This window comes from Parabacteroides sp. AF39-10AC (genome assembly GCF_003635405.1).
Lineage (GTDB): Bacteria > Bacteroidota > Bacteroidia > Bacteroidales > Tannerellaceae > Parabacteroides > Parabacteroides distasonis.
Genome location: NZ_QTLP01000026.1, coordinates 19906 through 30997, shown reverse-complemented (window position 1 = coordinate 30997; position 11092 = coordinate 19906). Strand labels below are relative to the sequence as shown.

11 protein-coding genes are annotated in these 11092 nt (G+C 39.2%); 7 read left to right on the top strand and 4 right to left on the bottom strand.

All coding sequences use genetic code 11. From position 1 onward, the window contains the following. Window positions 1-41 precede the first annotated feature (41 nt). Window positions 42-191 carry a FeoB-associated Cys-rich membrane protein gene (locus DW033_RS25230; protein WP_085931208.1) on the top strand — a complete coding sequence of 50 codons (150 nt, stop codon included), beginning with the start codon at window positions 42-44 and terminating at the stop codon, window positions 189-191. 67 nt (window positions 192-258) lie between these two features. Here the strand turns inward: DW033_RS25230 and DW033_RS19330 are convergent, their stop codons facing one another. Beyond that, window positions 259-1575, bottom strand: a complete 1317-nt coding sequence (locus DW033_RS19330; RefSeq protein WP_057327173.1) for a UDP-glucose/GDP-mannose dehydrogenase family protein — start codon at window positions 1573-1575, stop codon at window positions 259-261. Window positions 1576-1841: 266 nt separating this feature from the next. Here DW033_RS19330 and DW033_RS19325 point away from each other — a divergent pair, with 266 nt between their 5' ends. From DW033_RS19325 to DW033_RS19300, 6 genes are all read left to right on the top strand, one after another. Next, window positions 1842-2939 (top strand): glycosyltransferase, encoded by a 1098-nt coding sequence (locus DW033_RS19325; RefSeq protein WP_005856146.1) that lies wholly within the window; start codon window positions 1842-1844, stop codon window positions 2937-2939. Further along, complete coding sequence (locus tag DW033_RS19320; RefSeq protein ID WP_005856144.1) at window positions 2936-3145, top strand: glycosyltransferase family 2 protein; 210 nt, start codon at window positions 2936-2938, stop codon at window positions 3143-3145. The genes DW033_RS19325 and DW033_RS19320 overlap by 4 nt, the downstream gene beginning before the upstream one ends. 83 nt (window positions 3146-3228) lie before the next feature. Continuing rightward, complete coding sequence (locus DW033_RS19315; protein ID WP_008778269.1) at window positions 3229-4092, top strand: glycosyltransferase family 2 protein; 864 nt, start codon at window positions 3229-3231, stop codon at window positions 4090-4092. A 389-nt stretch (window positions 4093-4481) separates the two neighbouring features. Then, on the top strand, window positions 4482-5336 hold the full coding sequence (locus DW033_RS19310; protein WP_224202488.1) for an O-antigen ligase: 855 nt from the start codon (window positions 4482-4484) through the stop codon (window positions 5334-5336). 3 nt (window positions 5337-5339) lie between these two features. Next, window positions 5340-6773 carry a lipopolysaccharide biosynthesis protein gene (locus tag DW033_RS19305; RefSeq protein ID WP_121961292.1) on the top strand — a complete coding sequence of 478 codons (1434 nt, stop codon included), beginning with the start codon at window positions 5340-5342 and terminating at the stop codon, window positions 6771-6773. 35 nt (window positions 6774-6808) lie between these two features. Then, a complete protein-coding gene (locus tag DW033_RS19300; RefSeq protein WP_122383037.1) occupies window positions 6809-7714 on the top strand; it encodes a glycosyltransferase family 8 protein in 906 nt (301 codons plus the stop codon). A 696-nt stretch (window positions 7715-8410) separates the two neighbouring features. Here DW033_RS19300 and DW033_RS19295 read toward each other — a convergent pair. The 3 genes from DW033_RS19295 to DW033_RS19285 form a co-directional block, all read right to left on the bottom strand. Beyond that, window positions 8411-9238 (bottom strand): IS3 family transposase, encoded by an 828-nt coding sequence (locus DW033_RS19295; RefSeq protein WP_232054504.1) that lies wholly within the window; start codon window positions 9236-9238, stop codon window positions 8411-8413. A gap of 32 nt (window positions 9239-9270) precedes the next feature. After that, window positions 9271-9678, bottom strand: coding sequence for a transposase (locus tag DW033_RS19290; protein WP_048928764.1), 408 nt, complete (start codon window positions 9676-9678; stop codon window positions 9271-9273). Between the two features lie 243 nt (window positions 9679-9921). Further along, the gene (locus DW033_RS19285; RefSeq protein WP_057326655.1) at window positions 9922-11085 is read right to left on the bottom strand and encodes an SGNH/GDSL hydrolase family protein; all 1164 of its coding nucleotides are present in this window, start codon (window positions 11083-11085) and stop codon (window positions 9922-9924) included. Window positions 11086-11092 lie beyond the last annotated feature (7 nt).

Genomic DNA, 11092 nt, shown 5'->3' with positions numbered 1-11092 from the left:
TATGTTTTATTTAGTTATATATAGGAGGTAAATTTATAGGTATGTGGCAAGATATAGCAGTTTGCGTTATTGGTATCTCGGTTATCGGATATATCGCATATAAGGTTTATCGAATGCTTACGAAACCGAAATCCAGTGATCCTTGCTGTGGGTGTAGTGGGTGTTCGTTAAAGAAAGAATTGATGAAATAGACAATTGGGTTGTGTCAAGCAAAGAATTGCAACACAGCCCCATAACTTATTTCCAACCAAAAGGTCTTTACCGACCTATGCAATGATAAATAAAACCGGCCTCCTCCAATTCTGCCTTATCATAGATATTACGTCCATCCAAGATTAAAGGCGTAGCCATTAATTTCTTAATAACAGACCAAGAAGGCATACGGAATTCTTTCCATTCAGTAACCAACAATAGTGCATCCGCATCTATCACAGCCTCATATATATCTTTAACATAAGAAATCACATCTTCAGGCAAACGTCTTTGAGCCTCAGGTATAGCCACTGGATCATAAGCCGAAACCAGACATCCGGCGTTTCTTAACTTTTCGATCAAAACCAATGAAGGAGCCTCTCGCATATCATCTGTCTCCGGCTTAAACGCCAACCCCCATAAAGCGATACGCTTACCTTTGATATCCCCGTTAAAATGCTTCACTAACTTACGAAACAATATTGACTTCTGCTCTTCATTTACAGCCTCTACCGCTTCCAATATACGCATCTGATAACCACTATCGGCAGCGGTCTTCACAAGCGCTTTGACATCTTTCGGGAAACAAGAACCTCCGTATCCACAACCCGCATACAGAAAACGACTACCGATACGAGCATCCGTCCCAATCCCTTTACGCACCATATTTACGTCAGCACCGACAATCTCACACAAATTAGCGATATCATTCATAAAACTGATACGAGTCGCCAACATAGCGTTTGCCGCATATTTAGTCATTTCAGCAGAAGGGACATCCATAAAAATCACCCGGAAATTATTCAGTAAAAACGGACGATATAACTTTGACATCAATTTCTCGGCACGCTCGGATTCCACTCCTACAACTACACGGTCCGGACTCATAAAATCCTTTACCGCAGCCCCTTCCTTCAAGAACTCTGGGTTAGAAGCAATATCGAACTCTATATTTACATTCCGCTTAGCTTGCTCATCCTTAATAGCTCGCTTTACCTTCTGGGCAGTACCTACTGGAACCGTACTTTTAGTAACAACCAAGATATATTTATTCATGTATCTTCCCACGGTCCGAGCAACCTCCAACACATATTTCAAATCCGCGCTTCCATCCTCATCTGGAGGCGTCCCCACTGCGGAAAACAAGACTTCCACCTCATCCAGACATTCTTTTAACTCGGTAGTAAAATGCAAACGCCCCGCCTGCATATTACGAGCCACCAATTCATCCAAACCCGGCTCATAAATGGGAACGATGCCTTTCTTCAGATTATCGATCTTATTTTTATCCACATCTACACAAAACACCTCTGTACCCATTTCCGCAAAACACGTACCTGTTACCAAGCCTACATAGCCTGTTCCAACTATTGCTATTTTCATAATTCCCTTTGTTTCTCAAAATATCTTAAAAACGTATGCAAATGTACAATAATTCATAGAAATCCGCTATCATAAATATACAAATTGAAAAAAATCATATGTTCGTCTGTTTTTAAAGAAATAACTGTTAACTTTGTATTCGGTTTCCCTTTAATAGAGGGAAATCTTACATTGTTAAACAAACGGAGAAATCAACAATAATAGATTCACCCGTCCGTTATTATTGCAGGTACAGTTTGACAGTAAAGAAAAATAAGGAAGAGAGCATGACTAAAGTTTGTTTCTTGGTATCATCATTATGCAACGAAGGCCCGGTTAATGTTATGTATAACATTATCCAATATATGGACTTCTCCAAGTTCAAGGTATCTATCATTACTTTCATACCAGAGAAAAAAACTACCCGAATTAAGGATTTCCAGAAGTATCCGCTTTCGATTCATCAATTGGCACCAGAAACGCCTCTTAATCCATTCGCTTTATTCACGGCACTAAAACAAGAGGTAAAATTGATCAATCCGGATATGCTTCATGCGCATTGTCCGCGTTCATTATATTTAATGTGCTTTTTACCTCGAAAGTATAAACGAATCTATACGATTCATATCTATCCGGGACTGCAGCAGCAGATATTATATGGAAAATTTAAAGGAGATATCGTCAATCAACTGAACCATTTCTTCACCCGAAAAGTAGATCTCCCCATAGGTTGCTCTGAAAGTGTAGGAAAACTCTATAAAGAAAATAAAGGTTGGGACATCTCTTGCATACCCAATGGATCTTCGTTACCCATCTGGAATTGCGATCCGATTTATCGGCAAAAGCTAAGAAAAGATTTAGGACTAAAAGACGATATCCGATATTTTATTTTTATCGGGCGCTTCTCAGGAGAGAAGAATCCTGAACTATTAATACGTGCCTTTAAACAAATAGGGGCCAAGCAAGTGGGATTGATCATGCTCGGTGAGGGACCCTTATGGGAAGATTTAAAAAAAGAAGGTGATGACCGGATTCTTTTACCCGGTTTTAAAACGAATGTTTATGATTACTTAATCGCTTCCGATTATTATATTTCAGCCTCAGATGTCGAAGGATTGGCAAACACGCTGTTGGAGAGTATGACAGTAGGATTACCTATGTTACTTTCTGATATACCTTCACACCAAGAGGTGCTATCGAAGATGAGCGTCACGACAGGATATATTTTCAACAATAAAGACAGTAATAGTTTATTCGACAAAATAGAAAAAGTGCTCCTGTTAGATCGTACAGAAGTCGCACGAGAAGTACAAGACATATTCCAAAAGCATTATACAGCGAAGAAAATGTCTTTGTCTTATCAAAACGCATATACTAGTTTATGACACCTTATGTATCTATTATAACCATAACAAGGAATCATTTCAAATATATCATGGAGATACTAAATTCGTTGTTCACGACAGGAAGACCATCAGTCCCGCTCGAAGTCATCATCGTAGATAATTGCTCATCTGATGGTACGATTTACTTTTTAAAGAAGAATCGGTTTAAGGTAATAACCCGACCAACAAACTTAATAATGTTATAATAGGTGAAAAATACAATCTATCATCAACAAATAGAACATAAATTGCATCTATAAAATTAAAAACATAATAGGACAAAATGATAATGAAACCAGAAATATCGATTATAACAGTTGGCATGAATCACCTTTCATACGTGAAAGAGATGCTTGCGTCTTTGTATTCAGTAGGAAGTCCATCCGTTTCATTCGAGGTTATTTTTGTTGATAATTGTTCTACTGACGGAACCGCCGATTATATCCGGAACAATTATCCTACCATAAAACTCATTGAGAATCAAAAGAAATATGGTTTTGCCCGAAATAATAATATTGGAGCAAAACATGCTATAGGGAATTATATACTTATATTAAACCCAGACATCATATTAACGCAAGGAGCAATCGACAAATTATACAACTATGCGATAAAACATCCTTCATGTGGAATTGTCGCACCCAAGTTACAAAACCGGGACTGCTCATTGCAATATTCTGCACGTAGATTTCCTTCAATTAAGATTTTGCTAAATCGGGCTCTTACCAAAGGAAATGATAAGTCCGGCAATAAAAATGTTCAAACCTATTTACTGAAGAACCTTCCTATGGACACTCCTACAGAGGTCGATTGGTGTATGGGAGCAGCGTTTTTGATCTCTCACACATTCTACAATGAACTAAAAGGATTTGACGAGAAATTCTTCTTGTATGTAGAAGATATGGATATTTGCTATCGTTGTTGGAAAAAGAATAAGAAGGTAGTCTATTACCCTTTATCCAAAATGACGCATGTTCACCAAAGAAGTAGTCAGCGTCTTAATAAGAAAACGTTAATTCATTTGAAAAGTTTCTTTTATTTCTTTAGGAAAAACAGATTTAAGATCAAATCTGAGGCTCAGCACCTCACAAGTGCACCTCAAAGAGAAAAAGAAACATTTCAGTTACAACCAAAGGTCGTTCCTAGCAAATAAAAAAGATGATACAAGAATTCATAAACAAGCAATTTTATAACTTATTTATTTTCACGTTCATATTTGGATTGGTCCTTTATGGAACGATCGGATTTGATAGTATAGATGAGATATGTGCTTGCATCTTGCTTATCTTATTTATTTTCGCAACATTCAAGACGCCGGATTGGGCTATAAATAAGTCATTTCTAGCGGTAAGCTCTGTTTTCATATTTTATACGATTTATTCGTTTTATATACATAGTAACTCTGCGAAAGGAATCATCTCAGACATGATTATCCAATTTAAACCCTATTTAGCTTTTTTCGCAGTTTATTATCTCTGTCCTGTATTTAGTTCGAAACAGAAAGATTTGATAAAGAAAATCATTCTTATTATATCCTTTTTCATGTTTCTTATAGGATGTGCGTCTCTAGTCTATCCACTCGCCTTCAGAGTAACTGTTGGGCATGTCGCTTATTTCGCCGCTATCATAACCGCATCCTCCCTGCTTTATTATTATTGTAGCGAAGGTGCTAAAATTGATAAGATGATCTTTATCCTTATTTTAGCGATTGGATTATTCTCGGCTCGTTCAAAGTTCTATGGATTTTTTATCATATCTCTGGTCACCGTGATATTCTTCGGGAACATAAGTCGTCTGAAGCTCAATTTCAAGACAATAGCGATAGCCGTATTAAGTCTTGCCGCAATGGTTTTAGCTAGCTGGAAAAAAATGGTCATGTACTTTGGTGTGGGTAAATCCTTGGACAGTGTTCCCGAGGAATTCATGGCCCGTGCCATGCTATACGTCACATCTTTCGAGATTTTCAAGGACTTTTTCCCATTTGGGTCGGGCTTCGCTAGTTTTGCCTCCCACTCCTCTGGCGTTTATTATTCGCCTCTATACGCAAAATACGGTATCGAGAATGTAAAAGGGATCAGTAAAAACAATTATAGTTATATAGCGGACACCTATTATCCCTGTTTAGCTCAATTTGGGATAATAGGCGTATTCTTATATATACTATTTTTCGCCTATATCATACGGAAAGCCTACAAACTATTTCTCTCTACGCAAAAGGAGAAATATTTTATTATACCTTTTCTTATCATCGGGTATCTATTGATTGAGAATATCGCAGATGCCACGTTTACCGGACATCGGGGTTTCTTTATAATGATGTTGTTAGGGCTTGTAATGTCTGAGCAAAAGCACCAATTGTTGGCTAATAAATCAACCTCTCAAAAACAACCCGAATAATACATGGCAAGCAAAACAGTAAACGGTCTTTTTTGGAGTAGCATGGAAAGGATTTCGGTACAGGGAGCTCAATTCGTGTTAAGTCTTTTCATCGCTCGTATCTTGTCGCCTTCCGACTATGGGCTTGTCGCCATGCTTGGTATTTTCATGGCGGTAGCTCAAACGTTCGTTGATAGTGGCTTCTCGAACGCTCTTATCCAGAAACAGGGAAGAACAGATGTAGACTATTCGACGGTTTTCTTTTTCAATATATTTATCGGGATAGCCATGTACCTTCTCCTTTTCTCCACCGCTCCATTCATAGCCTCATTCTACAGCCAGCCTCAACTAGAAACCATCATAAAATTCGTAGGATTAAACTTAATCTTGACCTCATTCTGCGCCGTACAACGAGCACAACTGACCATTTCCCTCGATTTCAAAAAGCAAGCTATCATCTCATTCAGCACAGTAGCTATAAGTGGAGGAATAGGTATATGGCTGGCTTATCATGGTTATGGTGTATGGACACTGGTCATCCAAAGTTTACTCACGAATTTATTAGCTTTGATATTACTTTGGGGAAGTACCCGGTGGATTCCTCGCCTATGTTTCTCCAAAGAGTCTTTCAAGGAATTGTTCGGATTCGGATCTAAATTACTTGCCGGAGGATTGCTTCATACGATATATCTGAATCTATACTCATTGGTAATTGGTAAATATTTTTCATCCGCTGATCTGGGAAACTTCAACAGGGCTACTTCTCTTGCCCAATACGTTTCCGTTAATATAACAAGCATCATCACACGGGTCACTTATCCGATAGAATGCCAAATACAGCATGATAACGAGGAACTGCAACGAAAGTTCTTCATGTTCATCCGTATGACAGCCTTCATCATATTCCCGTTGATGATCGGCTTATGTGTACTGGCTGATCCATTAATTCGTGTTATCTTGACAGATAAGTGGGTACATACCATACCATATTTACAAATATTAAGTATCGCTTATATGTGGGACCCGATCTCACGCCTGAACTGGGATCTGCTCAACGTAAAACGGAGAAGTGATTATTCCCTGCGATCCGAGATCATAAAAAAGCTCATTGCGGTTACTATCTTAGTCATTACCATTCCATTTGGGATCACCATCATGTGCGCCGGTATCGCTGCTTATGCCTTATGTGACATCTATGTATTGACAAGATTCACTAAAAGACTTTTACCCGATGTTTACCTGCGAAAAGAGCTTAAGGCTTTATGTCCTATACTCTTGTTATCCATATCGATGGGACTAATCATATACATTTGCATAAGTTTTATCCCTATCTTATTATTTAAACTCATTGTCGGTATAATTATAGGTATCTGCTATTATCTAACTCTATCCTATTTGCTTAAATGGGAAGAGATAGATTTCATTCTCTCGTTGATCCTAAAAAAACATAGACAGTAGAAACACAGTATTAACTTGAATAAAAAACACATCCTATGGATATTGTATGTTGCACAGACAATAATTATGTCATACCCTGTGGTGTATTAGTAACCTCTATTTGTGTGAATAACCCGAAAGAGGAGATTACGGTACATATCTTGACAGAGGGAATATCCCCTGAAAACCAAGAGGTATTGAAAAAGGTCGTAGCCAAATATGGCCAGCAAATCCAGTTCTATACTGTAGATAAAAAGGTTTTCGCCAACTGCCCGATAAGTAGACATATCACGTTAGCGACCTATTTTAGACTTATCATGACGGATATACTTCCCCAAAGCGTTGAGAAGGTCCTTTATCTCGACTGTGATGTTGTCGTCCGCCACTCACTACGCTCATTATGGGATACGGATATAAAAAGCTATGCCGCCGGAGTAATCCCCGACATGTCAATAGATGACATACGTATTTACAACCGGCTCCAATATTCCCCATCTCTTGGCTATTTCAACGCTGGGGTATTGTTGGTCAACCTAAGATATTGGCGAGAAAATAATCTTTCAGAAAGCTTTTTCGAGATAATCAACAAATACCCAGAGAGACTTAGATACCATGATCAAGATGTATTGAATATAGTATTAAAAGAGATCAAGCTAACCCTCCCCTTGAAATACAATGTACAACACGGATATTTTTTCAAGGACCCGTTGATTAGCCGAGCCTATTGGGATGAAAAAGAGCAAGCCATCAATGACCCTGTTATCTTGCATTATAGCGGAAGCAAACCTTGGTTTATTGAGTTTGAGCCTCCTTTCAAAAAAGATTTCGCTTTCTATTTAAACATATCCGGCTTAGATAAAAGCTTTATTAGGCATATCCCCATGAAGGCACGCATTAAGGCAAGATTCCGTTCGTTACTAGAAAAATTGGGGCTTATCGCTCCCAAGGATAGCCTATTCTAACTTACTTTTATCCACGTTTCACGTTTGTGATAATCCTAAAATAAACAGATTCCCGTGAAACGTGGATTATTATGAAGTGAGAATATATGAATAAACTATTATTTTCGTTCACCCGGTATTAAAAAAATATCGGCCCGATTGTTATCCATCAAGCCCCATTAAAGTGAATAACTTACGGTTTGTCGAGCCGTAAACTTATGGCTATACCTAGTGCTAGACTTACGGCCTAAATAATGGGTAACGAATTGCTAAAGCTCTCATCTGAGCAGCACCGAGCTCCACCAACATATAAAATTGGTAGGATCAACAAGCACATTTTACCTCAATACAGGGAACATCCCCCTTCATACGACGAAGGTGAGATTAAATTAGTGAAGCTAGCTTCATCAACAAAGTTAACTAGCTGGAATGCCTAAGTAAGTTAACTTACTTTGCCGATGAAGCCAACTTACTTTATAACTACGGATATCCAAATGACTATGCCTAAATTTACTTCACAGATTTTACTGTTATTTTCTAAGGTACTTCACATCTTAGAGAACCTTCTCCTGAAAAACTTCACAGGGTTGAAAGTTGTTTCCTGAACCGGTTCACAGCGGCAAAAATACCGTTTTTCTTTTTCCATGCAAAACAACCATGAAAAAACCACTGCGGAGGAAGCCTCGCGGCTGGAGGCGCAAAGCCTCCATTGAGCGATCACATACAAGTCAGAGCTTCTCGGAACCTGACAGGTGGGAGCATGTCCCTGTTGCTCCTATGCGGTCTCCTATTGTTGTAGAAGTCTATGATCCTCGCCAACAAATCCCTTGCGGCCACCACGTCCGGGGGGCGTTTCATCCTGTAGAGCCATTCCTGCTTGATGATGCCGTTGACCCGCTCGGCGATCGCGTTGTCGGTAGGCTTGTAGTCCTCCGTCATGCTGATCGTGGCTTTAATGGCCTGTAGACGATCAATATATTGATTACAACAATATTGAACGCCGCGGTCGGAGTGGTGGATCAGTCCATCGAACCCCAGGGGTGACACGTGCGAGATACCCATCTCCAGAGCCGTCACGGTATTGGAGGCGACCAGGCTGTCGGAAAGGACCCAGCCTATGATCTCATGCGTGAACGCGTCCGTCAGGAGATGCAGGTAGGCCACGCCCTCATCGGTGTCGATATAGGTGATGTCGGCCACCCACAATTGGTTGATCCTGTTGACGGTCAATCCCTTGATCATGTTCTTGTACTTCCTGTAAGGATGGTTGGAGCTTGTCGTGTGACGGCGCTTCCCGGGCTTCAGCATCAGGTGTGACTCATGCATCAGCCCGTAGAACCAATCCCGGCCACGCATCCCGTCCGGATAGAGTTCCTTGAGCATCAGGTACAGCTTGTACGCCCCGATGCCCGGAGCCTCATGCCGGATATCCCTCACGGTGTCAAGTATCTCTTTCTCTGACAATTCCCTGCGCATACGTTTCTCCTTGCTCACGGAGTAATAACCTTCTCTTGTCTTGCCAAACAGCCCGCTCAGGCTACCGATCGATTCCTTGGGATGCCTGAGCCGAAGGTTGTCTACCGCTTGGCGCCAGCTTTTTTTAGCAGGTCGATGCCATATTGTTCCCGACCGATCTTAAGAAGCTCATGCAGAGCCTCATTGCGCAACTCTGAGTAGGCCAACGCCTTGCGTAGGCGCAAGTTCTCCTCCCGGAGCCTCTCGCTCTCCGTTTGGGGACCGGTCGCCTTGGATGATTCGGATTTCTTTCGTGCCATATATACCTGATGCTCTAACTCTGTCAGATCGGACGGTAAAGATAGCGTTTTTGACTCAAAATAACGTTCCCAGCGACTAAATGTCACGTAATCAACCGAATATTTCTTACATAGGCTGTACTTGGTTGAGCCACTCTCATAATACTCCTTCAGCATACGGAGCTTGAACTCCATGCTGTAACTTTTACGTTCTCTTGCTTTGTTTGACATCTTACACACGTTCTTTTAATTGTTAATTGCGTGTGAAGTAAATCTGTATCATGTCAAAAAGAATAAAGCAAATGTTACAGCTTCTGGCTATTCTTTAGATCTCGCTTTTTGGAAAAATGGCCAAATAGCTTCTACCCCTGTTACTTTATATAGTAATATGGACATGGACATAGGATATGCAGATGTACTAACCATGAATGGCTCTTTTTTAGTAAGTTGTTATATCCCCAATATAATAAGGAGTTATGAATTTTGGTATGACATACTTAAATGATCTTCTTTAAAGATTTCTGGTAAATCCTTCAAGACTTGCTCATACATTGCTTTATATCCATTCGGAGTTGGATGTATACCGTCATAAAATAAATAACCATCTCTCCATTGGGTTGGATCATTTTCTTTTGTCACAGCCTCATGCATATCTATATATTTAATATTCATACTTTTAATCCAGTCATTTATTAGTTTAACAGGCTCATAGTCACGATCCTTACGAGGAGTGACTGTGAGTAAAACCGGGATTTGTCCATTATTTCTTAAAATAGATATAGCTTGTAACATATATTTCTTATATTTCTCAACATCAAGGTAATTATTTGTACCTAAGGCTAAAATAACGTACTTAGTTTTATACCAAGAATTTTCTATCTTAAATCGATTAATAAATTCATCAGACATCATCTCTCCTCCTTTACCATCTATCAAACATCGTTCTTTTCCCAATACAGAAGTAAGCATCGAACTCCAACGATATTTTCGATCTATACCATTAATAAGTAACATTGTCCCCTCTACAAAAGAGTCTCCAAAAATACTCAATACAGGGTTATGAAAAGGAGCTGTTATCCATGAATCTAAGAGCTTTACTTCACCACGCCTCACCGCAAAGAAAGGTTTCCCCCACATCAAAAGTTGATAAGGATCCTTTTGCGCAGAATAAGTCCGCTTAAATTCCTTTAGTACGTTTTTGTCAGCCTCTATCTCCCTTATAAAAAAAGAAACACTATCTTCCCTTTTATCAAAACCTATCGAATATAACATATCCTTATTAAGTGTAAAGGACAAAGGAAGAGACTCATTTAAGGCAGCTTGATAATCCTTATTGGATTTATAAATATCCACTCGTTCCTTATAAATATTCATAAATCCTAAATCTTTTCCTACCGATAAATCTATATCATCTGATAATATACGAATAATTACTTCTTGGGATAGTTCATCCGTATAAACGTTTGAGATAAAAGTAAACAGACTATTTTGAACACCATCCTTTTTATCTAATATATCCGATCTTAAATTGGATATACCTTCCTTATAAAAAGGAATCGCTCCTTCAAATGTATTCATTTCATCTTTAGTACATGCCAACAAGAAGAATAAGCACATCATTTTAATAATTATTTTCATTTTCTAC